Source organism: Streptomyces sp. NPDC003042, assembly GCF_053591315.1.
In genome coordinates, this window is sequence record NZ_JBSFTP010000006.1 from 80,378 (window position 1) to 105,073 (window position 24,696).

General features: G+C 71.2%; 22 protein-coding genes. 8 read left to right on the plus strand and 14 right to left on the minus strand.

Going from position 1 to position 24,696, the window contains the following annotated elements; genetic code table 11:
* Positions 1-34: 34 nt before the first annotated feature.
* Both ACWDYJ_RS05305 and ACWDYJ_RS05310 read right to left on the minus strand, forming a co-directional pair.
* Positions 35-571, minus strand: a complete 537-nt coding sequence (locus ACWDYJ_RS05305; protein WP_451564121.1) for an alkyl hydroperoxide reductase — start codon at positions 569-571, stop codon at positions 35-37.
* A gap of 3 nt (positions 572-574) precedes the next feature.
* Positions 575-1,129, minus strand: a complete 555-nt coding sequence (locus ACWDYJ_RS05310) for a peroxiredoxin (protein WP_451564122.1) — start codon at positions 1,127-1,129, stop codon at positions 575-577.
* A 135-nt stretch (positions 1,130-1,264) separates the two neighbouring features.
* Between ACWDYJ_RS05310 and ACWDYJ_RS05315 the strand changes: the two genes are divergently transcribed.
* A complete protein-coding gene (locus tag ACWDYJ_RS05315) occupies positions 1,265-2,212 on the plus strand; it encodes a hydrogen peroxide-inducible genes activator (RefSeq protein WP_451564123.1) in 948 nt (315 codons plus the stop codon).
* 27 nt (positions 2,213-2,239) lie between these two features.
* On the opposite strand, the gene ACWDYJ_RS05320 is transcribed toward ACWDYJ_RS05315, so the two are convergent.
* Genes ACWDYJ_RS05320 through ACWDYJ_RS05330 form a run of 3 tightly spaced genes read right to left on the minus strand, consistent with a single transcriptional unit; the run spans position 2,240 to position 5,816 of the window.
* Positions 2,240-4,612, minus strand: a complete 2,373-nt coding sequence (locus ACWDYJ_RS05320; protein ID WP_451564124.1) for an ABC transporter permease — start codon at positions 4,610-4,612, stop codon at positions 2,240-2,242.
* The gene (locus tag ACWDYJ_RS05325) at positions 4,609-5,295 is read right to left on the minus strand and encodes an ABC transporter ATP-binding protein (RefSeq protein WP_451564125.1); all 687 of its coding nucleotides are present in this window, start codon (positions 5,293-5,295) and stop codon (positions 4,609-4,611) included. Before ACWDYJ_RS05325 ends, ACWDYJ_RS05320 begins: the two co-directional genes overlap by 4 nt.
* A complete protein-coding gene (locus tag ACWDYJ_RS05330) occupies positions 5,292-5,816 on the minus strand; it encodes a PadR family transcriptional regulator (protein ID WP_451564126.1) in 525 nt (174 codons plus the stop codon). The genes ACWDYJ_RS05325 and ACWDYJ_RS05330 overlap by 4 nt, the downstream gene beginning before the upstream one ends.
* A gap of 142 nt (positions 5,817-5,958) precedes the next feature.
* Between ACWDYJ_RS05330 and ACWDYJ_RS05335 the strand changes: the two genes are divergently transcribed.
* Positions 5,959-7,452: a DUF2079 domain-containing protein gene (locus ACWDYJ_RS05335; RefSeq protein WP_451564127.1), complete on the plus strand. Its 1,494-nt coding sequence runs from the start codon at positions 5,959-5,961 to the stop codon at positions 7,450-7,452.
* 71 nt (positions 7,453-7,523) lie between these two features.
* Here ACWDYJ_RS05335 and ACWDYJ_RS05340 read toward each other — a convergent pair whose 3' ends face one another.
* From ACWDYJ_RS05340 to ACWDYJ_RS05350, 3 genes are all read right to left on the minus strand, one after another.
* Entirely contained in the window at positions 7,524-8,231 is a 708-nt protein-coding gene (locus tag ACWDYJ_RS05340) for a peptidylprolyl isomerase (protein ID WP_451564128.1), read from the minus strand.
* 102 nt (positions 8,232-8,333) lie between these two features.
* On the minus strand, positions 8,334-8,603 hold the full coding sequence (locus ACWDYJ_RS05345; protein ID WP_451564129.1) for a hypothetical protein: 270 nt from the start codon (positions 8,601-8,603) through the stop codon (positions 8,334-8,336).
* Complete coding sequence (locus ACWDYJ_RS05350; RefSeq protein WP_451564130.1) at positions 8,600-9,511, minus strand: SPFH domain-containing protein; 912 nt, start codon at positions 9,509-9,511, stop codon at positions 8,600-8,602. The genes ACWDYJ_RS05345 and ACWDYJ_RS05350 overlap by 4 nt, the downstream gene beginning before the upstream one ends.
* Positions 9,512-9,754: 243 nt before the next feature.
* Between ACWDYJ_RS05350 and ACWDYJ_RS05355 the strand changes: the two genes are divergently transcribed.
* On the plus strand, positions 9,755-12,046 hold the full coding sequence (locus ACWDYJ_RS05355; RefSeq protein ID WP_451564131.1) for a transglycosylase domain-containing protein: 2,292 nt from the start codon (positions 9,755-9,757) through the stop codon (positions 12,044-12,046).
* Positions 12,047-12,132: 86 nt separating this feature from the next.
* On the opposite strand, the gene ACWDYJ_RS05360 is transcribed toward ACWDYJ_RS05355, so the two are convergent.
* From ACWDYJ_RS05360 to ACWDYJ_RS05370, 3 genes are all read right to left on the minus strand, one after another.
* On the minus strand, positions 12,133-14,430 hold the full coding sequence (locus tag ACWDYJ_RS05360; protein ID WP_451564132.1) for a SpoIIE family protein phosphatase: 2,298 nt from the start codon (positions 14,428-14,430) through the stop codon (positions 12,133-12,135).
* Between the two features lie 261 nt (positions 14,431-14,691).
* Positions 14,692-15,399 carry a cytidylyl-2-hydroxypropylphosphonate hydrolase gene (fomD, locus tag ACWDYJ_RS05365; RefSeq protein ID WP_451564133.1) on the minus strand — a complete coding sequence of 236 codons (708 nt, stop codon included), beginning with the start codon at positions 15,397-15,399 and terminating at the stop codon, positions 14,692-14,694.
* A gap of 103 nt (positions 15,400-15,502) precedes the next feature.
* Positions 15,503-16,906 carry a class II fumarate hydratase gene (locus tag ACWDYJ_RS05370; RefSeq protein ID WP_451564134.1) on the minus strand — a complete coding sequence of 468 codons (1,404 nt, stop codon included), beginning with the start codon at positions 16,904-16,906 and terminating at the stop codon, positions 15,503-15,505.
* A gap of 107 nt (positions 16,907-17,013) precedes the next feature.
* On the opposite strand from ACWDYJ_RS05370, the gene ACWDYJ_RS05375 reads away from it, so the two are divergent.
* Complete coding sequence (locus ACWDYJ_RS05375) at positions 17,014-18,555, plus strand: ricin-type beta-trefoil lectin domain protein (protein ID WP_451564135.1); 1,542 nt, start codon at positions 17,014-17,016, stop codon at positions 18,553-18,555.
* Between the two features lie 125 nt (positions 18,556-18,680).
* On the opposite strand, the gene ACWDYJ_RS05380 is transcribed toward ACWDYJ_RS05375, so the two are convergent.
* Positions 18,681-19,454, minus strand: a complete 774-nt coding sequence (locus ACWDYJ_RS05380; RefSeq protein WP_451564136.1) for a glycerophosphodiester phosphodiesterase — start codon at positions 19,452-19,454, stop codon at positions 18,681-18,683.
* Positions 19,455-19,533: 79 nt separating this feature from the next.
* Here ACWDYJ_RS05380 and ACWDYJ_RS05385 point away from each other — a divergent pair, with 79 nt between their 5' ends.
* On the plus strand, positions 19,534-20,313 hold the full coding sequence (locus ACWDYJ_RS05385) for an SDR family NAD(P)-dependent oxidoreductase (protein ID WP_451564137.1): 780 nt from the start codon (positions 19,534-19,536) through the stop codon (positions 20,311-20,313).
* 24 nt (positions 20,314-20,337) lie between these two features.
* A complete protein-coding gene (locus tag ACWDYJ_RS05390; protein WP_451564138.1) occupies positions 20,338-20,724 on the plus strand; it encodes a hypothetical protein in 387 nt (128 codons plus the stop codon).
* Positions 20,725-20,751: 27 nt separating this feature from the next.
* Here ACWDYJ_RS05390 and ACWDYJ_RS05395 read toward each other — a convergent pair whose 3' ends face one another.
* Together ACWDYJ_RS05395 and ACWDYJ_RS05400 are read right to left on the minus strand one after the other, a co-directional pair.
* On the minus strand, positions 20,752-21,351 hold the full coding sequence (locus ACWDYJ_RS05395) for a hypothetical protein (protein ID WP_451564139.1): 600 nt from the start codon (positions 21,349-21,351) through the stop codon (positions 20,752-20,754).
* Positions 21,352-21,550: 199 nt separating this feature from the next.
* Positions 21,551-23,218, minus strand: coding sequence for a fumarate hydratase (locus ACWDYJ_RS05400; RefSeq protein ID WP_451564140.1), 1,668 nt, complete (start codon positions 23,216-23,218; stop codon positions 21,551-21,553).
* 150 nt (positions 23,219-23,368) lie between these two features.
* On the opposite strand from ACWDYJ_RS05400, the gene ACWDYJ_RS05405 reads away from it, so the two are divergent.
* Together ACWDYJ_RS05405 and ACWDYJ_RS05410 are read left to right on the plus strand one after the other, a co-directional pair.
* Positions 23,369-24,034 (plus strand): DUF1707 SHOCT-like domain-containing protein, encoded by a 666-nt coding sequence (locus tag ACWDYJ_RS05405; RefSeq protein ID WP_451564141.1) that lies wholly within the window; start codon positions 23,369-23,371, stop codon positions 24,032-24,034.
* A 162-nt stretch (positions 24,035-24,196) separates the two neighbouring features.
* Entirely contained in the window at positions 24,197-24,598 is a 402-nt protein-coding gene (locus ACWDYJ_RS05410; protein ID WP_451564142.1) for a WhiB family transcriptional regulator, read from the plus strand.
* The last annotated feature ends 98 nt before the right edge of the window (positions 24,599-24,696 follow it).

The window sequence follows — 24,696 nt, forward strand, 5'->3', positions numbered from 1 at the left end:
AAGGCTGCGGGGGCACGGAGGCTCGTACGCGTGACTACTCGGCGGCGAGGGCCGCTTCGGCGTCGAGGGTGACGGCGACGGCCTGGATCACCGAGGCGATCTTGAAGGCCTCCTGGACCGTCTCGCGGTCGACGCCCGCCTTGCGCAGGACCTGCTCGTGCGAGTCCAGGCACTGGCCGCAGCCGTTGATGGCGGAGACCGCGAGCGACCACAGCTCGAAGTCGACCTTCTCCACGCCCGGGTTGCCGATGACGTTCATCCGCAGGCCCGCGCGCAGCGTGCCGTACTCCGGGTCGGAGAGCAGGTGGCGCGTGCGGTAGAAGACGTTGTTCATCGCCATGACCGCGGCCGCGGACTTGGCGGCCGTGTACGCCTCCGGCGAGAGGTTCGCCTTCGCCTCCGGCTCCAGCTCACGCAGCACGCGCGGGGAGCGGGCGGCGATGGCGCAGGACAGGACCGTGCCCCACAGCTGCTGCTGCGGGAGGTCGCTGTTGCCGATGACCGAGCCGAGGTTCAGCTTCAGGTCCTTGGCGAAGTCCGGTATGGCGGACTTGAGGGAGTCGAGGGACATCCGTCACTCACCGGCCAGCAGTGCGCCGGCGTCGAGGGTGTTCTCGCCCTTGGTCCAGTTGCAGGGGCACAGCTCGTCGGTCTGCAGGGCGTCGAGGACCCGCAGGACCTCCTTGGGGTTACGGCCGACGGAACCGGCGGTCACCATCGAGAACTGGATCTCGTTGTTCGGGTCGACGATGAACACGGCGCGCTGGGCGAAGCCGTCGGCGCCCTGGATGCCGCAGTCCGTCATGAGCTCGTGCTTGGAGTCGGCCAGCATCGGGAAGGGCAGGTCACGCAGGTCTGCGTGGTCCTTGCGCCAGGCGTGGTGGACGTACTCGGAGTCGCCGGAGACGCCGAGGATCTGGGCGTCGCGGTCGAGGAACTCGTCGTTCAGCTTGCCGAAGGCGGCGATCTCGGTCGGGCACACGAACGTGAAGTCCGCCGGCCAGAAGAACACCACGCGCCACTTGCCCTCGTAGGACTTGTGGTCGATCTGGGCGAACTCGCTTCCGGCGTCGAGCGAGACGCAGGCGGTCAGATCGTAGGTGGGGAACTTGTCGCCGACAGTGAGCACGTGCTCTCCTTCGCGGACAGGAAAGTGGCCCTTTTGGGGGCTTTCCAGGGGGTTGGACGGATCTCACATGCTGACACAGCTGCATTGATTAAGGAAATAGCTAGTCTTGTGGCGGGTGATCGGAGGTACCTATCAGTGGCTCTCGGTAGTAGGGGAACGAAGCAGCCGACGCTGGCGCAGCTGCGCGCCTTCGTAGCCGTCGCCGAGCATCTGCACTTCCGCGACGCCGCGGCGGCCATCGGGATGAGCCAGCCCGCGCTGTCCGGGGCCGTGTCCGCGCTGGAGGAGGCCCTCGGGGTGCGGCTGGTGGAGCGCACCACCCGCAAGGTCCTGCTCTCCCCGGCCGGCGAGCGGATCGCCGTACGGGCACAGGGGGTGCTCGACGCGATGGGCGGGCTGCTGGAGGAGGCCGAGGCCGTACGGGCGCCCTTCACCGGGGTGCTGCGGCTCGGGGTGATCCCCACCGTCGCCCCGTACCTGCTGCCGACCGTGCTCGGGCTGTTCCACCGGCGCTACCCCCGCATGGACCTCCAGGTGCACGAGGAGCAGACGGCCTCGCTGCTGGAGGGGCTGGCCGGCGGGCGGCTCGACCTGCTGCTGCTCGCGGTGCCGCTGGGGGTGCCGGGGGTCACCGAACTGCCCGTCTTCGACGAGGACTTCGTCCTGCTGGCGCCCCGGGAGCACCCGCTGGCCGGGCGGCGCGACATCCCGCGCGAGGAACTGCGCGGACTGCAACTGCTGTTGCTCGACGAGGGACACTGCCTGCGTGACCAGGCCCTCGACATCTGCCGCGAGGCGGGACGCACGGCCGGAGCGGACGTCACGACCACCGCCGCCGGGCTGTCCACCCTCGTACAGCTGGTCGCCGGGGGGCTCGGGGTGACGCTGTTGCCGCGTACCGCGCTGCGGCTGGAGACCGCCCGCAACGAGTACCTGGCCACCGGGTACTTCGCCGAGCCCGCCCCCTCCCGGCGGATCGCGCTCGCCATGCGCACCGGAACCGCCCGCCAGGAGGAGTTCCGGGCGATCGCCGCCGCGCTGCGCGAAGCCGTACGCCCGCTCCCGGTATGGCCCACCGACTGAGCGGACGTACGTGCGCACCGCGGGACTTCACTCCGTACGCAGGCCGTCCGGACGCATCAGGCGCAGCAGCGGCGGCAGGCTGAGCAGGGTCACCAGGACGACCACACCCGCGCCGACGCCCGTCATCGCGGCGACCGAGGCCCAGTCGACGCGGAGGGGGCGGCTCGCCATCCGGAGCAGGACGACGCCCAGCCCCGTTCCCACCAGCGCGGCCAGGCCCAGGCCCAGTCCGACCGGCAGGGCCGACTGCCAGAGCACCGACAGGCCCAGCGTGGAGCGCTTGGTGCCGAAGGCGACCAGGGAGGACAGCAGCTTCTTGCGCTCGCGCAGCTGCTCCAGCTGCGCGACCAGCAGGCTCGCGCCGATCAGGATCAGCACGCCGGTCGCGCCGAAGAACAGCCCGGTGCGGATCGCGGAGTATCCGGACTCCCGCACGGTGGACTTCAGCGTCATCGCGGTGGCGAACGGATCCGCCTTGAAGGCGGCCGTCCGGGCCCGGTCCAGGGCGTCGGGCACCGATTCGTCGAGCTGGACGAACACCTGGGCGGACTGGGAGTCGCCCATGCCCTTCGGCGCCGTCGAGGGCGTCAGCAGCAGGCCGTCGCGCAGATAGCCCGTCGGGTCTTCGCGGGAGGCGACCGTACGGGCGCCGGCCGGGACGGTCCAGCGGACCGGCTCGCCGCTGACGAGGTCGTGGACGGGGCCGGCGAACAGCTTCTCGCCGGGGGCGGCCGTGCGGCCGTAGTTCGCGCGGCTGTTCGCGGGCGCGCCGGTCAGGACGAAGGCGTCGCCGTCCACGCACGCGTCCAGCACCGCGACCTCGCGCAACGCCTCACAGGTGCCGATGGTGAGCTGGATCGTGTTGTCCACCTCCGGGACGGTGCGGGCGGCCCTCGCCGAGGCCAGTGGGACGGTCTTGGTGATGCCCTTGGTCCCGGAGAGCTGCTGGGCGAGTGCGTCGAGGCGTCCCTCCTCGCCCCTCGGCAGCAGGATCGAGACGGCGGCCCGGGACGGGTCCATGCCGGTGTCCTCGGTGTATTCGGTCTCGACGCCCGCGAAGACCATCTGCAGGGCGATGGCCCCGGCGACGGCGACCGCGATGCCGCTGACCGGCCGGGCGGCGGCGCCGCTGTCGACCTGGAGGCGGCGGACGGCCAGCTGCCAGGAGACCGGTCCGCCGGACATCCCGCCGACGCATCGTTCCAGCAGCCACGGCAGCAGCGCGGTGATACCGACCAGCAGCAGCACCACACCACCGCTGACCTGCCACTCGTTGAAGTTGGCGTGCCCGTCGTCGCGGCCCGGCACGAGCGTGAGCAGTGCGAGTCCGCCGAGCGGCAGCAGCAGCCGCCACCAGATGCGGCGCCTGCGCGGCCCGGTCGTACGGACCACGCCCAGCGGCTCGATGACGACCGCGCGCAGCGCGAACAGGGTCACGACGACGGCCGCCGCGGGCACGGCGACCGCGACGAGCGCGGCCAGCCACACCGTCGGGTCGAGGTCGGCGGGGAAGACACTGCGCTGATTGAAGGTGAAACCGCCGACCAGTTCCCGTCCGGCGAAGAAGAAGCCGACGCCCAGGACGAGCCCGGCCAGGGACCCGGCGAGGGCCTCTCCGGCGGCGATCCGGCGGACCATGCGGCTGTCGGCGCCGACCAGGCGCAGGGCCGCGAGGCGGCGGTCGCGCCGCTCTCCGCCGAAGCGGACGGCGGCGGCGATGAGCACGGCGACCGGCATCAGCAGCGCGACGAAGGTCAGCACCACCAGGAGCAGGAGGACCGGGTCGAACCTCTGGTCCGGAAGGGTGTTGGCGAAGCCGGTGACGCGCAGGACCCGGTAGTCCTCGGAGCCGCCCTTGGCGAGCTCGCCGTGGCCCGCGTAGAAGAGCAGCTCGCCGGGACCGGTCAGGCCGGCGTCGCCGACGACCTCGGTGATCTTCCCGTCGAGGCGTTCGCGCAGCAGCTTGCCGTCGGCGGACTTCAGCAGCTCGGCCAGGGCGGGGGAGACGGCCATCTCACCCGGGCCGGGGATCTTCTTCAGGCCCGGCGGACGCGGTGCGTCGGGTCCCTCGGCCCTGACGAGGCTGCCCCCGATGTCCTGGTGGTGGTACGTCTGGTCGGCCCTGGCGATGAGCAGCGTGTTCCGGCCGGGCGCCTCGGCGGTCGGCGCGGTCAGCGTCGAGCGGGCATCGCCCCGTTCGCTGCGGGCGGCGAGGGCGCTGGGGAGTCCGGTGGTGATCAGCAGCAGCGCGACGCCGAGGCCGACGCCCACGCCGGTCAGGACGGTGCGGGTCCAGCCCTCGCGGCCGCCGCCGAAGGCGAAGCGGGCGCCCATGGCGAGGTCGCGGGCCCATAGGCGCGGGGTGCTCATCCGCGGGGTGCGCACTCGCGGTGTGCTCATACGACGCGCTCCATGTCGCGGGACTTGCCGTCGCGTACGACGATCTCCCGGTCGGAGTACGCGGCCACGCGGGTCTCGTGGGTGACGAGGACGACGGCGGCGTTCGCGGCGCGGGCGGCCTCGGTGAGCAGCTGCATCACCAGTTCGCCGTTGAGGGAGTCGAGGGCGCCGGTGGGCTCGTCGGCGAAGATCACCCGGGGCCGCGTGACCAGGGCGCGGGCGACGGCCACGCGCTGGCCCTGGCCACCGCTGACCTCGCCGGGCCGCTTGGCGCCGACGTCATCGACCTGGAGCCGTTCCATCCAGTGCAGGGCGGTCCGCTCGGCCTCCTTGCGCTTGACGCCGGTCAGGCGCAGCGGCAGGGCGACGTTCTCCACGCAGGTCAGTTCGGGGACGAGCTGCCCGAACTGGAAGACGAAGCCGAACTCGCTGCGACGCAGGGCGCTGCGCCGGCTGTCGTTCATCGTGGACAGCTCGCGGCCGGCGTAGGTGATGGTGCCGGAGTCGGGCGGGACGATGCCGGCGAGGCAGTGCAGCAGGGTCGACTTGCCGGAGCCGGAGGGGCCCATGACGGCGACGACCTCGCCGGGGTGGATGGAGAACTCGGCCCCGTCGAGGGCCTTGGTGGGCCCGTACGCCTTGCGCAGGTCCGTGGCGGTGAGCAGGGATCCGGCCGGGGTCATCGGCGTACCTCCTGGGCGAGCTGGTCGAGGCGGGCGGCGGCGAGTTCGAGCCATCGCAGGTCTGCTTCGAGGTGGAACAGGGCGTGGTCGCAGATGAGTTGGTCGGCGAGGTCGCCCGTGCGCTTGCGCCGCGTCAGGACGCGCATGAGGCGCAGGTGCTCGGCGCGCTGGGTGTCCAGCAGCTCGTCCGCTCTGCGGCCGGTGAGCAGGGCCAGGACGACCTTGGTGTAGAGGGTGGACTGGAGGTACGGCTCGGGCTTCTCGGGCTGGGCGAGCCAGCTCTCGACGTCGGTGACGCCGGCGTCGGTGATGGCGTACCGCTTGCGGTCGGGGCCGCCGCCGCTCTCGATGCCGTCGACCTCGACGAGGCCGTTCTTCAGGAGGCGGGACATGGTCGAGTAGACCTGGCCGTAGGCGAGGGGCCGATCGTGGCCGAACGTCTCGTCGAAGGCGCGCTTGAGGTCGTAGCCGTGGCGCGGACCGGTTTCCAGGAGGCCGAGGAGTGTGTGACCGATGGACATGGGCGTGACTATACACACGGTGTATACCCGAGATGTATAGATGGGGCGGCGGAGACGGTGTCGTGCGCCATTCGAAGGAATCTGCCCAGCTGCGACGCAACTACGGGGCCCGGCCGTGGCGTTGCTGGCATCTTGAGGCTTCATGCAAGAACCCACCGGCAACGCCGCCACGCTTCCACCGCAACACACCGGCATCGAGGAACGGACGGCGCCCGAGCCGTCCGCGGAGAGCGTCCCCGAAACCACCTGGTGGATCTGGGCCCTGGCGGGGGTGCTGTTCTTCGCCTACCTGGCCCTGTCGCTGAGGATCCACGAACGGCTGCTCTCCCGCAGTTTCGATCTGGGCATCTTCGTGCAGGTCGTGCGTTCCTACGCGGAGGGCCACCTGCCCGTATCCGAGATCAAGGGGCCGGACTTTCCCGTCCTGGGAGACCACTTCTCGCCCATCCTGGCTCTGATGGGACCGCTGTACTGGCTGTGGCCGTCGGTGAAGGTGCTGTTGGTGGCGCAGGCCGCACTGGTCGCCGGGAGCATGCTCCCGCTGGCCTTCTGGGCCCGCCGGACGCTGGGCTCCGCGGCCGCCGCGGTCATCGGTGTCTGTTACGGCGTCTCGTGGGGCCTCGCGAGCGGGGTCTCCTCCGACTTCCACGAGTGGGCCTTCGCCCTCCCCCTGCTCGCCCTCTCCCTGACCGCCCTCAGCAGCGGGCGGCTGCGCGCCGCCGCGTGCTGGGCGCTGCCGCTCGTGCTGGTGAAGGAGGACCTCGGCATCACGGTGGCCGTGATCGGCCTGGTCATCGCGTGGCGTGGCGGGCGGGGTGGCCGCAGGCTGGGGATCCTCACGGCCGTGGCCGGAGTGGTCGCGTCGGCGCTGGCCGTGCTGGTGGTGCTGCCCGCCTTCCATCCGGGCGGGTTCGACGGCTACGTCGGGTCGCACAATCCCGTATACCCCGGTGTGGAAAGGGAGTCGGGGGGCGGAGTGCTGGACCTCCTCCACCAGGGGACGCTCGGTCTCATCACCCCGCAGGAGAAGGTCACGACCCTCATCCTGGTGCTGGCGCCGACCCTGTTCCTGGCCCTGCGTTCTCCGCTCGTTCTGGTCGCCCTGCCGACCGTGGTGTGGCGCTTCGCCTCGGACTACCCGCCCTACTGGGGCACTGGCGCTCACTACTCGCTCCTGCTCATGCCGATCCTCTTCGCGGCGTTCATCGACGCCCTGCACCGGCGGGGTGCGAGCGGCCGCAGCCTGTACCGCTACCTGGCGGGTTCCGCGGCGGTCGCCCTGCTGCTGCTCCCGCACTACCCGCTGTGGCAGTTGGTCCAGCCGCAGACGTGGCAGAACGATCCCCGTGTCGCGGTGGCGCACAGTGTGATGCGTGACATCCCGGACGACGCCACGGTCCAGGCGTCGACCCATCTGGTGCCGCACCTCACCGACCGCACCAGCGTCAGCCTCTTCGGCTGGGGGGACAGCCGCCCCAATCCCGAGTGGATCATGGTGGACACCATGGTGCCACCGCACCTGCGGTGGCCGATGTCGGCCTTCCGGGAGCGGGACGCCCTGGACGCCGCCCGCGCCCGGGGATACCGCACGGTGACCGAGAGGGACGGCTTCGTCCTGCTGAGCCGCACGGGATAGCCGACCGGCGCCGTGGCAAGCCTGTGGGGCGCCGACCCCGGTCGGCGCCCCACAGGGCCGTCAGTCGGCGGTCATTCGACCGGGCGCTGCACCGTGACCGACTTGATGACGACGGGCTCCTTGGGCTTTCCGTCGCTCGTTCCGTTCGCCGTCCCCTTCGAGGCGATCTTCCGCAGGACGTCCAGCCCGCTGACGACCCTTCCGAACGGGGTCCAGTCGGGCGGCATCCGCAGGAGGGGGTCGGCGTAACTGATGAAGAACTGGCTGCCGTTCTTTCCCGGTGTCGCCTTGGACATGGCGACGGTGCCGGCCGGATAGGAGGCTCCGGCCAGATTTTCATCCTTGAAGTAATAGCCGGGGTCGGCCGAGCCGTCTCCCGCGGGGTCACCACATTCCAGTACGAAAATCCCGCGAGTGGTGAGGCGGTGACATTTGGTGCCGTCGAAGTATTTCTTCCCGGCCAGGAAAGAGAACGAGTTGGTCGTGCACGGAGCCTTGGTCGTCAGGGCCTCGATGGTGACCCGTCCCATGTCGGTGACGATTTCGGCCGTGTACGGCCGAGCCGCGGCCACGGCGTCGAAGGCCGGGACCCCTACAGACTCCGGGATGCCGGTGGCCGTGTAGGCGCATGTGGCCCGCGGTTTGGAATCGGCGGATCCGCCCGTGAGGGAGAGTGCCGTCCAGGTGAGTCCGGAACACGCGGCGAACACCGCGATCACGGTGGCCGCTTTCCGGCCCGCCCGTCGCCCGCCGGAATTCGCCCCGCTGGTCAGTTTCATACGCGCCTCGAATTCGGTGAGCGGCCGTATATGACGCGGCGAGCGTATCGAGATGTGCGGAGGCGGGCGGGCGACACACGCCGTGCGATTGCGCCGGAAGCCTCAGGATTCCGGGGAGTTACGGGGCCGGCCGCGGGGCGGGATCGGCGAGGCGCCGCCCGGGAGGCGGCCCGACTCGGACAGGGCGCGGCGGAGCAGGAACTCGATCTGGGCGTTCGCGCTGCGCAGTTCCTCGCCCGCCCAGCGGGCCAGCGCGTCGTAGACCTGTGGGTCCAGCCGCAGGAGTACCTGCTTGCGCGCCTGCCGCCCGGCGCGGGCGGGCTGCTCCCCACCCGGCTCGCGGTCCGGCCCCCCGGTGCCGGCGGGGCTCACTGGTAGAGGGTGCCCGTGTTGATGACCGGCTGGGCCGCGCGGTCGCCGCAGAGCACCACCATCAGGTTCGAGACCATGGAGGCCTTGCGCTCGGGGTCCAGGTCCACGATGTCCTCCTCGGCGAGCCGGGTCAGGGCCAGTTCCACCATGCCCACCGCGCCTTCGACGATCTGCTTGCGGGCCGCCACGACCGCGCCGGCCTGCTGGCGCTGGAGCATCGCGGAGGCGATCTCCGGAGCGTACGCGAGATGCGTGAAGCGGGACTCGATGATGTGCACGCCGGCCGCCTCGACCCGGGTCGCCAGCTCGACCGCCAGCTTCTCGGTGATCTCCTCGGCGTTGCCGCGCAGCGACAGCCCGCCCTCCTCGTGCGCGTCGTACGGGTACTCGATCGCGATGTGCCGTACGGCCGCCTCGGTCTGCGTCTCGACGAACTCGGTGAAGTCCTCCACCTCGAACACCGCCCGCGCGGTGTCGGCGACCCGCCACACCACGACCGCGGCCAGCTCGATCGGGTTGCCGTAGGCGTCGTTGACCTTCAGGACGGCCGTCTCGTGGTTGCGGACCCGGGTGGAGATCTTCTCGCGCGAGGTCAGCGGATTGACCCAGCGCAGGCCGTCCGTGCGGATCGTTCCCCGGTAGCGGCCGAACAGCTGGACCACCCGAGCCTCGCCCGGTGCCACGGTGTTCAGTCCGGTCATCATGATCAGCGCGGCGATGATCACCAGGATGCCCAGCGGGATCAGGGTCGCCTTGGCCGCCACTCCGTCCGCCACCGCGGCGACGGCGAGCAGCCCGCCCCCGGCCACCACGCCCGCCAGTCCGAGCAGCAGCGCCAGCCCGCCGCCGACGCTGCGCGCGGTGAACTCCCGTACCTGGCTCGCCTCTGTGCCTGCCATGATCGTCATGTGGTTCCCCCGTTTGGCCGGTGGGCTCCGGTCGCGGTCGACCGGAACGCCCTATCAAAGTGATATCACTTTTTGGGGTGGCCGCAACCCTTCGGACCTGGGTAGCGTCGGTTCCTTTGGTGTGGGTGCTGATTCTCACGTCCGAAATGACCGGTATTGATAAGAGATAGTCAACGTTTGTCACAGCCTGCGGTGTTAGTTTTCTGAGCTGACGTCGGGGGGTTATCGAGCGGAGCGGGAGCGATGGGCCGAGCAGAAGCGCGACGGGCGCAGCAGCAGCGCGGTGCGCGAAGAGCACCTGGCGGGCGCTCCAACGGGAGCCCGGGCAGGACGACCGGCAAGCGCAGCGGTATACGCCGCGTCTTCAACTGGAAGACGATCCTCGGGACCTTCCTCGGGTTCATCCTGCTCGGCATGGCCGCGGCGGTCATCATCTACTTCATGGTCGACGAGCCGACCGACCCGAACAAGCAGGCGACGCTCCAGAGCAACGTCTACGAGTACTCCGACGGTACGGTCATGGCCCGCGTCGGCGAGGCGAACCGCACGATCCTGCCGATCGACAAGATCCCGGAACACGTCCGGACCGCGTTCATCGCCATCGAGAACAAGTCCTTCTACAAGGACCGCGGCGTCGACCTGATGGGTGTGGGCCGAGGCCTGTTCAACACCCTCAGGGGCAAGGGCACGGCCGGTGGTTCGACGATCACCCAGCAGTACGTCAAGAACTACTACCTGACCCAGGACCAGTCGCCGACGCGCAAGATCCGGGAACTCGTGATCTCCCTCAAGGTCGACCAGCGCATGGAGAAGGACGACATCCTCGCCGGCTACCTGAACACCAACTTCTACGGCCGCAACGCGTACGGCATCCAGGCCGCGGCCCAGGCCTTCTACGGCGTCGACGCCGAGAAGCTGACCCTGGAGCAGGGCGCCTACCTCGCCTCCGTCATCCAGGCCCCCAGCCAGTACGACCTGGCGACCGCCGGCCCGAACGGCACGCGGCTGGTCAACATCCGCTTCAACGCCGTCCTCGACAACATGGTCGAGATGGGGAAGCTGGACGGGGCCAAGCGCAAGGAGCTGCAGCTCCCGCCGCCCATCAAGCCCAAGCCGACCCCCGGCATGGACGGCCAGAAGGGCTACCTGGTCCAGGCCGCCAACGCCGAGCTGAGGAAGCAGGGCATCGAAGACCCGATGATCTCGGCCGGCGGCTGGACGATCACGCTCAACGTCGACAAGAAGAAGCAGGCGGCGCTGGAGAAGGCGGTCCAGGACGAGCTGGAGTCCCAGCTCGACCGCAAGGACACCAAGAACCGGCCCCAGGACCAGAGCGTGCAGGCCGGTGCCACTTCCGTGGACGCCAAGACCGGCGCGATCGTCGCGATGTACGGCGGTACGGGCCTGCAGGACAAGGACCGGAGCAACGCCCTGCGCACCGACTACCAGCCGGGATCGACCTTCAAGCCGATCGTGCTGGCCTCCGCGCTGGAGAACGGGGCGAAGACCCAGGACGGCCGCCCGATCACCCCGAGCACCCTCTACGACGGCACCAGCAAGCGCCCCGTGGTCGGCAGCGACACCGCCTTCGCCCCGCAGAACCAGGACGACAAGGACTACGGCGACCCGATGGTCACGGTCCAGGAGGCCACCAACTCCTCCGTGAACTCCGTCTACGCCCAGATGATCGTCGATGCCAAGCCGACGAACGTGAAGAAGACGGCCCTCGCCCTCGGCATGCAGGACCGTGAAGGCTGGCCCGCTGACCGGCCCGCCATGTCGCTCGGCACCATGAGCGCCAACACCGTGGAGATGGCCGGCGTCTACGCCACCCTCGACAACCACGGCAAGAAGGTCACGCCGACCATCATCAAGAGCGCCACCCACAAGGACAACACCGACTTCAAGCCGGCCGCCCCCATCGGCAGCCAGGTCATCACCAGCGAGACCGCCGACACGGTCACCAAGGTGCTCACCGGCGTGGTCAACGAGGGCTCGGGCAGCGCCGTGCAGAGCTCGGCCTACGCCGCCGCCGGCAAGACCGGTACCACCGAGTCCAACGTGGCGGCCTGGTTCACCGGGTACACCCCGGAACTGGTCACCGTCGTCGCGATGTTCGGCGAGGACCCCACCACGCACAGCCAGGTCACCCTGACCGGTACGGCCGGCAAGGGCCGCGCGGGCGGTTCCAGCTTCCCGGCCCAGATCTGGAAGGCGTACACCCTGGCCGCGCTCAAGGGCCAGACGACCAGCCAGTTCAAGCTGCCGGACGCGGAGATGGGCACGCCGGAGACCTCGCCCCGCACCGCGTCCCCGTCGGCCACCCAGTCCCCGTCCTCCACCCCGTCGCCGTCCACCAGCAACAGCGGCCGGCCGTCGAACACCCCGGACCCGTCGGGCAGCTCCGGCAAGCCGAACCCGTCGAACAGCAAGGACCCGTCGAAGACCCCCGACCCGTCGAAGACCCCCGACCCGTCGAAGACCCCGGACCCGACGAAATCCTTCCCGTTCCCGAAGCCGAACCCGCCGCAGTAGCGGGGGGATCCGCACCGCACACCGCCGCCCCGCAGCGATCACGCTGCGGGGCGGCGGTGCGTTCGTACGCCCTCAGGCGCCGCTGCTCAACGTCGCTCCTGCGCCCCCGGCAGCGCGAGCTCGAACCAGACCACCTTCCCGCTGCTGAGGCGGGTCGCGCCCCAGCGCCGGGCCAGCCGGTTGACCAGGAACAGGCCGCGCCCGCCCTCGTCGGTGTCCCGGGCCCGGCGCTGGCGCGGCAGCTGCGGGGAGTCGTCGCCGACCTCGCACCGCAGGACGTCCGTACGCAGCAGGCGCAGGGTCACGGGCCGCTCGGCGTACCGGACGGCATTGGTGACCACCTCACTGACCAGCAGTTCCAGCGAATCGCTCAGCTCCTCCAGACCCCAGCGGACCAGCGCGCGGCGGGCGAACCGGCGGGCCCGGCCCGGCGCGGTCTCCTCCGGATCCAGGAACCAGTACGCGACGTCACTCGGCGCGATGCCCTCGAAGCGGGCCGCCAGCAGGGCGATGTCGTCGTCGCGGTCGCCCGGTCCCAGCATGTCCAGGACGTCGTCGCACAGCGCTTCCAGCGGCGGCGGGTGGTCCAGCCCGGTCAGCTGCGCGGTGGTCGCGAGCCGCTCGCGCAGCTGCTCGATGCCGGTCCACACGTCCCGCAGCCGCGATTCGACCAGCCCGTCCGTGTACAGCAGCAGGGTGGCCCCGGCGGGCGCGTCCAGCTCCACGGCCTCGAAGTCCACGCCGCCGACCCCGATGGGGGCGCCGGACGGTACGCGCAGCACCTCGGCGCGGCCGCCCAGGTGCAGGAGCACCGGCGGCGGATGGCCGGCGTTGGCGATGGTGATCCGGTGGGAGACCGGGTCGTAGACCGCGTAGAGGCAGGTGGCCATGCGGTCGGAGCCGAGCCGCTGGGCCTGCTCGTCCAGATGGTGCAGCACCTCGGCCGGCGGCAGGTCCAGCTGGGCGAGCGTCTGCGCGGTGGTGCGGAGCTGGCCCATGATCGCGGCGGAGGTCATGGAGTGGCCCATGACGTCGCCGACCACCAGCGCGACCCGGCTGCCGGGCAGCGGTATGGCGTCGTACCAGTCGCCGCCGACCCGGGCCGTCTCGGCGGCGGGCAGGTAGCGGGAGGCGAGCCGGACCCCGGTGGGCTGGGGGAGGCTGTCGGGCAGCATGGTGCGCTGGAGTTCGTCGGCGATGTACGCCTCACGGCCGTACAGCACCGCCTTGTCGATGCCGAGCGCGGTGTGGGTGGCCAACTGCGCGGCGACCAGCAGGTCGTTCTGCTCGAAGGCGTCGCGGTCGGGTGTACGCAGGAACACCGCCGCGCCGATCACGCGCCGGCGGCCCCGCAGCGGGGCCAGGATGGCCCGCTGGCCGCCCGGGACGGGATGGTCGGCGCCCAGCAGCTCCGGCAGGGCGTCCTTGGCGCCGGCGGCCGATCCGAAGACCGGCCGTACGCCGCGCAGCACCTCGGCGAGCGCCCCGCCGGGCCGGATCTCGCACAGCTCGGCCGCGGGCAGGTCACCCTGCGGGCCGACCAGGGCGAGCTGGCTGAAGTCGAGTTCGCCGGTGGCCCCGGTGGCCCCGGCGAGCTCGACGCCTCCGCCCGTCGTCCCCGTCGTCGCCGAGGCGCCCGAGGCCCCGGCATCGGTGAGGTCGTCGATCGGCCGGAGGCGGTCGGTGCGCCGCAGCCTTAAAACGACCGGTCCGACGGGCCGCTCGTCGCCGACGGGCAGCGGGTCGCGCAGGTAGACGAGGATGGCGTCGGAGAAGGTCGGCACGGTCGCCCGGCACAGGCCGAGCACGATCTCGTCGAGGTCGATGCCGCGCGCGATCCGGCGGGTGGCGGCGCCGACGAAGCGCAGCCGGTCGCCCTCGCGGCGGGCCGCCGTCGCCTCTCCGGGCCCGGAGCCCTGTGCCACCGCTCCGCCGCCGTGCCGCCCGGCCCCCGCGCCCGGCGCGGTGTGACCGGGCTGCGGGGCGCCGGTCCCGTATCCGTCGGCGGCGTGTGCGTCGGTGGCGGTGTGGCCGGGGCCGGGGGCGGCGCCCTCGTGCCCGGAGGCGTCGGCCTCCGCGCGCATCCGTACCGCCGCCGCGGCCTGCTCGGGGGCGCCGCGGCCCGCGTTGCGCGCCGCCTCGGCGTCCCGCGGGCGCGCGCGTACGGCTCCCTCCGGGCCGCTGCGGGCCGCCGGGATCTCGGGCCGGGTGGCCTCGGCCGCCGGGACGGGGGCCTTGCCGTGGTGTCCGAGCTCGTCCGCACCGCGGCCGGAGGCATCCGCACCCCCGCCGGTGGCGACGGGCAGGCCGGAGCCGCCCGGGGCCGGTGTCGCGGCGGCCGCGGCGGGCTGCGGGCCCTCCTGAGAGGTGGGGTACTCCGTCACGCGTGGAATTCCGTCCGTTTGCGCTCGATGTGCGCTGCACTCAACTCGGTCAGTCGCGGTATACCCGCTCAGCGGCGGGGGCACCATCGCCCCCGGTTCCGCGTCCCGCTCGTTATCTCCTCGTACTGCGCCGCCCCGGTCGAGTCGCGGTCAAGTACCGGTCACAGCAGGTCATTTGCGGCCCCTGGGCCTCACGGTGGAACCGCGTACGACGGGCGGAGGACGATCCTACGTTTGAACCCCGGGGGCGCATCAAGGGTCTCATGAGGTCATATGCGCCGGGGTGCGGTCCCAGTCCTCCGGCAGAACCGGAACTCCCCATGCCGGATCCGGCCGCCAGTCCTCCCAGCCGTCGCGGAACGGGGACCCCCACGCCTTGATGACCTCCACCGCCGCGCGCCCCGCGTCCTCCACGCGCCGCGCCCGCTCCGGGTCCATCAGCCCGATCCGCTGCGCCTGCGCGAACTCGTCCTCGTCCCGCCACTTCCAGCTGCGGTCCGGGTACACGGAGATGTCGAGGAAGTGGTCCTCGGAGTCGACCCCGCCGGCCCACCGGGCGCGGGGCTCCTCCAGATTCACGTACCAGCTCCTGAACCGCCAGCCGTGGTCCCAGAACAGCCACACCGACCAGGGCTCCCCGGGCCGCGCCAGCTTCAGCACCCCGGCTCCGAACCAGCGCGACCGTACGGTGGTCCGCGGCGCGGTGTACCGGGTGGCGAGGGGCTCCTCGTGCACGGAAGTGCCGTCGGTGAGCACCGGTTTGACGCACTCGGTGCCCGGGGCCATCCACACCGCCAGCAGTTCGTCGGTGTCGCGCACCACCGTCACCGGACGGCAGATGTGGACGGGGCCCTTCAGGCCGGGGCCGTGGTCGCGGTAGCGCCACAGGATCTGCTCCCCGGGCGCCCAGCGCGTCCCCGGCGCGTGCTCGCGCGCCCCACCGCCCCCGCGCCCTCCGGTACCTGTCATGCGCAGATCTTAGGGTGGGGTGCCCCCGCGGTGGCTGCGGTGCAGGTCACGGAGGGGTCCGGGGACGGTAAACGACCGGATTCGGCCCCTGTCGGGGGTTCTTTCAGGGCCGGGTCATCCGCAGCACGTCGAGCGCCTCGTCCAGCTGCTCCATCGTCAGGGCGCCACGCTCGACATGCCCGGCCTCCAGTACGGCCTCCCTGATCGTCATGCGTTCCGCGAGTGCCTTCTTGACGACCTTGGCGGCCTCCTCGTAGCCGATGTACCGGTTCAGCGGGGTCACCACGGAGGGCGAGGATTCGGCGTACTCCCTGGCCCGCTCGGCATTGGCGGTGATCCCGTCCACGGTGCGGTCGGCCAGCAGGCGGCTCGCGTTGCCGAGCAGGCGGACCGATTCGAGGAGGTTGCGGGCCATCACGGGGAGCATCACATTGAGCTCGAAGTTGCCGGCGGCGCCCGCCACGGCGACGGCGGCGTCGTTCCCCATCACCTGTACGGCGATCATGAGGACGGCCTCCGGGACGACCGGATTGACCTTCCCGGGCATGATCGAGGACCCCGGTTGGAGATCCGGGAGATTGATTTCGGCCAATCCCGTACGCGGGCCCGAGGCCATCCAGCGCAGATCGTTGGAGATCTTGGTGAGTGAGACCGCGATCGTACGGAGCATCCCCGAGGTCTCCACCAGAGCGTCCCGCGCTCCCTGGGCCTCGAAGTGGTTGCGGGCCTCGGTCAGCGGCAGCCCGGTGGCGCCGGCCACCTCGGCGATCACGGCGGCGGAGAAGCCCGGCGGGGTGTTGACCCCGGTGCCGACGGCCGTGCCGCCGAGCGGCAGCTCGGCCAGCCGGGGCAGTGCCGCGCGCAGCCGCTCGACGCCGTAGCGGATCTGGACGGCGTAGCCGCCGAACTCCTGGCCCAGGGTGACCGGGGTGGCGTCCATCAGGTGCGTACGCCCGGCCTTGACCACCTCGGCGAACTCGTCCGACTTGCGCTCCAGCGCGGCGGCGAGGTGCTCCAGGGCCGGGATCAGCGCGCCGGTGACGGCGGCGGTGGCGGCGATGTGGATGGAGGACGGGAAGACGTCGTTGGAACTCTGCGAGGCGTTGACGTGGTCGTTGGGGTGGACGTCCCGACCCAGCCGCTCGGTGGCGAGAGTGGCGATCACCTCGTTGGCGTTCATGTTGGACGAGGTTCCCGAGCCGGTCTGGAACACGTCGACGGGGAAGTGCTCGTCCCAGCGGCCGTCGGCGACCTCGTCCGCCGCGGAGCGGATCGCCTCGGCGATGTCCTTGTCCACCACCCCGAGCCGCGCGTTCACCACGGCGGCCGCTGCCTTGACGCGGGCCAGTGCCTCGATGTGGGCGCGCTCCAGCCGCTGTCCGGAGAGGGGGAAGTTCTCCACCGCGCGCTGGGTCTGAGCACGCCATTTGGCGTGCGCGGGCACCTGTACCTCGCCCATGGAGTCGTGCTCGGTCCGGAACGCTTCGCCCTGCTGATCGTCTGTCATGTTCGTGACCTCCTCTAAAAGTTGAGCAATTGTCTTGTTCGAAGTGTTCCCAACTCACCTACTGACCAGTAAATACCGTGGGTAACACCAATCTCGGGGAGGCGTTCATGGCACGTGCGCGTACGAAGCCCAGGCTCAGATCTACCTTCGCCGCCGTCGCGGCGATCGCGGCCGCCCTCGGGGGCGTCACCGCCATCACCCCCATGGCCCAGGCGGCCCCCGCCGCCACCGGATCCGCCGCAACCTCGGCCACACCCCTCTCACCGGAACTGGAGGCGATCCGGGCCGCCGAGGCCACCAGGATCTACGGAGACCCGGCGATCCGGCCGCTCAGCCAGCGCAAGTCCGGACTCATCTCGCTCGGCGACAGCGAGATCTCGGGCGAGGGCGTCGGCAACTACGACCCCGCCACCAACACGCCGGACAACCAGTGCCACCGCTCGCCGGACTCGGCGATCCACCGCACCGGCATCCAGGCCGACCTCACCTTCAACGTAGCCTGCTCCGGCGGTTACACGGGCAACATCAGGATCGGCGGCAGCAAGCAGTACGCCGACGAACTGGTGCAGAGCGACAGCCTGGCCATCAAGGCCCGCAACACGAAGATCAAGATGGTGGTGCTCGTCGCCGGAGCCAACGACGACCTCCAGTTCGGCCCCGTCATGACCGACTGCGTGACGCGCTGGGTGCTCAGCCAGGGCACCTGCGAACCGAAGTACGCCCCCGGCTGGCAGGCGCGCGTCGACGGCCTGCGGCCCAAGGTGGAATCCACGGTCGCCGACCTCAAGACGGTCATGCGCGACGCGGGCTACGCCGACTCCGACTACAAGCTCGTCGTCATGGGCTACCCCAGCCCGATCGGCCCCGACTTCTACGACAACCCGAACTTCCCCGGCAAGCTCCCCGGAGGCTGCGCCGGCTACGACTCCGACGCCACCTGGGGCCGCAACTACGCGGTGCCCACCTTCGAGAAGGGCATGCGCGAGGCCGCCCGCAACTCCGGCGCGCTCTACCTGGACAACTCGCGGCTCTTCCACGGCCACGAGGTGTGCATGGAGGACGCCTGGGCCCGCGGGCTCTACCTCGACCTCGGGGACCACTTCCCTTGGGACGAGAACACCGCCCGGCAGTCCTTCCACCCCAACTACCGCGGCCACGGCGCCTTCGCGTCCTGCCTGACCCAGCTCTACGACTCGGGCCTGCGCGAGGCCTCCTGCGCCGACCCGGCCAGCACGGGCACCCCGGTCCTCCAGGCCGGCGCCTGGGACGACCACTACAAGCCCCTGAAGAACGAGGCGACTGGCAGCTGCCTCGACACCTTCGGAGGGTCCAGCGCCAATGACACCAAGGTCGTCGGCTGGGACTGCCACGGCGGCCGCAACCAGGGCTGGTGGTACGACGCGGCCCGCAAGTCGGTCCACGTGGAACTGACCCAGGACCGCTGCCTGGACGTCCCCGGCGCCCGTTACGGCGCGGGCACCGGCCTGATCGTCTACAACTGCCACGGCGCCGCGAACCAGAAGTTCGTCCGCGACGGCGCCACCATCCGCCCCGCCGCCGCCCCGGGCATGTGCCTGACGGTGGCCGCCGCCCACGAGCAGCTGCGCCTCCAGCCCTGCAACGGCTCGGCTCAGCAGCGCTTCGTGTAACCGGCACAGCGTGTAGAGGGCACAGCGCGTAATCGGCACAGCGCGTAATCGGCACAGCGTTTAGCCGCCCGGTTCCATCCGACCCCCCACGCCCGGCCGGCGCACCCCGGCCGGGTGTTCACATGTCACCGTGCGGTGTCAACGTACTCCCGTACCGCTCGCGGCCGGTTGGTGATGATCGTGTCCACCCCGAGCCGCAGGCACAGGTCCACGTCCTCCGGCTCGTCCACGGTCCACACCCGTACGGACAACCCCTTGGCCTTGAGCCGCCCCACCAGCCCCGGATCGGCCCGCACGAGGTCGATGCCCGGCCCCGCGTGGGTGGCGTACGGAGGCCGTACCGGCCGGATCCTGCGCTCCATCAGGTACACGGCGGGCAGACCGGGAGCGAGCCGGTGCAGCCGCGTCAGGGCGCCGCGCGAGAAGCTCATCACCTCGACGCGCCCGGTCGATCCGTCGGCGAGCCCGTACTGCCGCAGCATCCGCACCAGTTCCGCCTCCAGGCGCCCGCCCGCACGGGTCGGATGCTTGGTCTCGACGGCCAGCCCGACCGGCCGTGGGGCGGCCAGCGCCTCCCGGAGCAGGTCCTCGAAGAGCAGCACCCGCGCCCCCGCGTGCGCGGCCCCCTTCCACCCCCCGAAGTCGAGGGCGCGCAGCTCCTCGTAGGTCATCCCGGAGACCACGCCCCGCCCGTCGGAGGTCCGCTCGACCCGCCGGTCGTGCACGCACACGAGCCGCTGGTCGGCGGTGAGCCGCACATCGCATTCGAGGGCGTCGGCCCCGTCCGCGATGGCCTGCCGGTAGGCGGCGAGGGTGTGCTCGGGATGCTCGTGGGAGGCCCCGCGATGCGCGACCACCCGCACGGCGCGGGCGGTACGGAGGGAGGACGTCACTGTCATTCGGATAACCTCGCAAACCGGGGTGAACGGGAAGATGCCTCCCTGTATCCCCGACGTTAACGCCGTCTAGGGTGCGGACATGATCTCGAACAGCTATCTCTCCCAACTGTTCTCGCTGGACGGCCGGGTCGCCGTGGTGACAGGTGGCAGTTCCGGCATCGGCCGAGCCATCGCCGGGGCGCTCGCGCGCGCGGGGGCGAGCGTCGTCATCGTGGCGCGCAAGGAGTCGGAACTGGCCGCCACGGTCGACGAGTTGACGGCGGACGGCTGCCGGGCGGCCTGGGTGAGCGCCGACCTGAGCACCCGCGACGGGGTGCGCGCGGCGGCGGAACGGGCGGCCGAGGCGTTCGGTGAACCCGACATCCTCGTCAACAGCGCCGGGATCAACCTGCGCCCGCCGATGGGCGAGCTGGGCGAGGACGTGTGGGACGCCACGATGGCGGTGAACCTGGAGGCGCCCCACTTGCTGGGCCGGCGGTTCGGGCCGGGCATGGCCGAGCGGGGCTTCGGGCGGATCATCCACATCACCTCCCAGCAGGCGCACCGGGCGTTCGTCCAGAGCGGCGCCTACGGCGTCTCCAAGGCGGCGCTGGAGGCGCTGGCCCGCTCCCAGGCCGAGGCGTGGTCGCCACACGGCGTCACCTGCAACACGCTGGTGCCCGGCTTCGTCATGACCCCGCTCAACGCACGGCTGTCGTCCGACCCGGAGAAGGTGGCGGCGCTGGCCGCGCGCACGATGGTCGGGCGCAACGGCCTGGCCGAGGACTTCGCCGGAGCGGCGGTATTCCTGGCCGGCCGCGCCTCCGGCTACGTCACCGGGCAGTCGATCTTCGTCGACGGCGGCTTCTCCGTCCACTGAGCCCACGCCATGCATGATGGTGCAGTGCCACAGGTGAGCCTGTACTGCGAACCCTGCCCGCGCTGCGTCTTCCACGCCTGGCAGCGGATCGAGGACGGCCGGCTGCACTGGGCGTGTGAGTGGGAGTGCGACACCTGCGGGTTCGGCGCCCCTGACGTCTGCAACCGCGAGCACGGGCAGGGTCCGGCGCCCGCCCACGTCCGCGCGGCCGTCGTCGCCCGCGAGGGCACGGTCCTGCTGCGCGTGGACGGCTCCGGCGGCGCGGCCCTGAAGGTCTTCCGCGATGCGCTCGGCATGACGATCCCCGAAGTACTCGCCGCCGCCCGCGAGGGCTACCGGGCCACCCCCGTGGAGGCCCGGTACCTGACGGACCTGCTGGGCGAGGCCGGATTCTCCACGCGAACGGAATAGGCCTTCCGGCCTTACACCTCTACGGCTTTACGGCTTCGGGGCCAGTGGGGCCGGGGTGACCTTGAAGCCGCCCTTCGTGACCTCCGTGAAGGGGGCCGGGGCCATGCAGGTGCCCACGCGGGGCTCGGAGGCCGAGCCGTCGGGCTTCACGTCGACGTTGGCGATGCCCCACGAGAAGCCCACGCGGTCGGGCCCGCCGCGCTCGCCGTCCTGGACGCTGATCCCGATCCGCTTGCCCTCCCAGCCGACGTTCGACGACGTGACCACCGCGGTGATCGTGGCCGTCTTGCCGCCGGTGACCATGCAGTCCACCTCCGCCTCGGCGACGCCGGTGAAGCCGGCCTCGGGCATGGCGTGGTAGACGGTCACCCGTCCGCGGGCATCGGTCGGCATGCCCTGCTCCCCGCCCTCGGCCGGGAAGGGCCTGCTCCACGGGACGGCGTCGGCGTCGACCGTGAACCGGATGTCGTGCGCGGCGGGAACGTAGGGGTAGGCGATCGTCCCGCCGCCGTGCACCGAGGCGAGCTTCGTCGCGGCCGGCGCCGCCGGGGCCGGCGCCACGCCGACCAGGGTCGCGACCAGCGCGGCGGATCCGACCAGGGCGAGGGCGCGCGTGCGGTTCTTCATGGTGAACTCCCGTTCTGCAAGGGCTCTTTGGTTACGGGTAAAGCCTCGCCGAGCGGTAGCCGCCTGCCATCTCCCGAGAGTCGGACATGCGGTGAGGGCCTCTCCCCCGAACGGGTGAGAGGCCCTCAACCTTCCACACTACGGACGGAGCCCCCGGCCCCGTTCCCGAGGGTCGGTCCGACGCGGCGGACTCGACCCGCTACGCCAGGCCCGGGCCGCGGACCGGGATGTGGGTGAACGTCGGCTCCGGGGCCGGGTCGACGAAGAAGTCGTTGCCCTTGTCGTCCACCACGATGAAGGCCGGGAAGTCCTCGACCTCGATCTTCCAGACCGCCTCCATGCCGAGCTCCTCGTACTCCAGGACCTCGACCTTCTTGATGCAGTCCTGCGCGAGCCGCGCCGCCGGGCCGCCGATCGAGCCGAGGTAGAAGCCGCCGTGCGTGCCGCACGCGTCGGTCACCTGCTGCGAGCGGTTGCCCTTGGCCAGCATGACCTTCGAGCCGCCCTCCGCCTGGAACTGCTCGACGTACGAGTCCATGCGGCCGGCCGTGGTCGGGCCGAAGGAGCCGGAGGCGTAGCCCTCGGGGGTCTTCGCGGGGCCGGCGTAGTAGACCGGGTGGTCCTTCAGGTACTGCGGCATGCCCTCGCCCGCGTCCAGCCGCTCCTTGATCTTGGCGTGCGCGATGTCGCGCGCCACGACCAGCGGGCCGGTCAGGGACAGGCGGGTCTTCACCGGGTGCTTGGTGAGGGTGGCGAGGATGTCGTCCATCGGCTGGTTGAGGTCGATGGAGACGACGTCCGCGGACGAGTCGAGGTGCGAATCCGTGGTCTCGGGGAGGAAGCGCGCCGGGTCCGTCTCCAACTGCTCCAGGAAGACGCCCTCGGCGGTGATCTTCGCGGTGGCCTGGCGGTCGGCCGAGCAGGACACGGCGATCGCGATGGGCAGCGAGGCGCCGTGGCGCGGCAGGCGCACGACCCGCACGTCGTGGCAGAAGTACTTGCCGCCGAACTGCGCGCCGATGCCGATCTTCTGGGTCAGTTCGAAGACCTGCTGTTCGAGATCGAGGTCGCGGAAGCCGTGGCCCAGGGCCGAGCCCTCCGTCGGCAGCTCGTCCAGGTAGTGGGCGGAGGCGTACTTGGCGGTCTTGAGCGCGTGCTCGGCCGAGGTGCCGCCGACCACGATCGCCAGGTGGTAGGGCGGGCAGGCCGCCGTACCCAGCGAACGGATCTTCTCCTCCAGGAACTTCATCATGGAGGCCTCGTTGAGGACCGCCTTCGTCTCCTGGTAGAGGAAGGACTTGTTGGCCGAGCCGCCGCCCTTGGCCATGAAGAGGAACTTGTACGCGCCGCCGTCGGTGGCGTACAGCTCGATCTGCGCGGGCAGGTTCGAGCCGGTGTTCTTCTCCTCCCACATGGTGAGGGGGGCCATCTGCGAGTAGCGCAGGTTCAGCCGCGTGTACGCGTCGTAGATGCCGCGCGAGAGGGCCGCCTCGTCCCCGCCGTCCGTCAGGACGTTCTGGCCGCGCTTGCCCATGACGATCGCGGTGCCCGTGTCCTGGCACATCGGCAGGACGCCGGCCGCCGCGATGTTCGCGTTCTTCAGGAGGTCGAGGGCGACGAACTTGTCGTTCGCGCTCGCCTCGGGGTCGTCGATGATGCGGCGCAGCTGGGCGAGGTGCGCGGGGCGCAGGAAGTGCTGGATGTCGTGGATGGCCTCTTCGGCGAGCTTGCGCAGCGCCTCGGGCTCGACCTTGAGGAACGTACGGCCGTCGGCCTCGAACGTCGAGACGCCCTCCGAGGTCACCAGTCGGTAGGGGGTGGCGTCCTCGCCCAGGGGCAGCAGGTCGGTGTACGCAAACTCTGGCATGACGGCAGTCATTCCTCACTCGGCAGACGGCGCTGGCGACCAATTGGCAGCGCGGTTAACCAGCGTAGGACCTCTTCCGCGCGCTGTGTCTGTGAGGTAAGGCTCACCCAGCAGTATCGCGATCTATCGTGTCTCGCTATGCTGGCCCGCGTGGACTTGGAAAAGCACCCCGCCGCCCCTGCCGCTCCCGCGGCCGCCGCCCCCGCCGAGCTGCGCGCCTCCGACGCCGACCGGGACCGGATCGCACAGATCCTCTCCGACGCCCTCGCCGAAGGCCGGCTGACCGCCGAGGAGCACTCCGAGCGCCTGGACTCCCTCTACGCCTTCAAGACGGTGGGGGAGCTGGACGTACTCGTACGCGACCTCCCGGCCGCCCCGGGGACGGCCGCCCCGCACCCGGCTGCCGTCGCCGCCGCCCCCGGGACCGCCGAGAACGTGGTCGCCGTGTGCAGCAGCTCCGCCCGCAAGGGCCGCTGGCGCCCCAGCGCGCACACCCGGGCCGTCTCCGTCATGGGCGATATCACCATCGACCTCACCGAGGCGGTCTTCGAGCAGCAGGTCACCGAGATCAACGTGACCTGCGTCCTGGGCAACGTCGAGGTCCTGGTACCGGAGAACGTCACCCTGCGCGGCTACGGCAGTGGCGTCCTCGGCAACTTCGAGGTGCGCGGCCAGAGCCGCGGCGAGAGCGATCCGCAGGCACCGGTGGTGATCGTGCGCGGCTTCTCCCTGCTGGGCAACATCGAGGCCCGGCCCAAGCTCGGCGCCCGCCTGGTGGACCTGGCCCACAAGCTCCGCAAGCGCCTCGACGGCTGACGGCGTGCTGCCGAAGGCGTGCTGCTGACGGCGTTCCGCTGACGGCGTGTTTCGGACGAACCTCCGGCCCCCCGCGGCACACGGTGCATAGGGACACGCACAGCGGGTAGGGACTGGTGCGTCGTCACTCGCTCGCCGCGTACACGTCGTCAGGAGTAGACCGTGCCGCTTCCGCCGCATCAGTCCCTGCAGGCAGCCGCCGTCCAGAGTCTTCAGACGCGCCCGGCCGCCGTGCCGAAGCCGCGGGTGCCGGCCAGGGAAGAGGACGGCCCGTGGCACGCGGAGGCAGTGTGCCGCAGGGACGAGGCGGGGCTCTTCTTCGCGCCGTCCAAGGAGCCCACCGCGGCCCGCATCGCCCGCGAGGAGGCCGCCAAGCGCGTCTGCGCCCGCTGCCCGGTGATGGTGGCCTGCCGGGAGCACGCGCTGCTCCAGCCCGAGCCCTACGGCGTCTGGGGCGGACTCACCGCCGCCGAGCGGCGGGTCGTACTGGGCCGGCGCAGGCGGCGGGCCGCCGAGCTGCTCCCGGGCGCCGGGGCGCCGGGCCCGATCGCCGCGGCGGGCTGAGGTCCGCCCGGCCGGCGCGCCGTGCCGTGCCCTGCCGTCGCAGCATCGCGTGCGCGTGGCACGCGTGAGGGGCGAGGCATACGTGAAGGGGCGGCCTG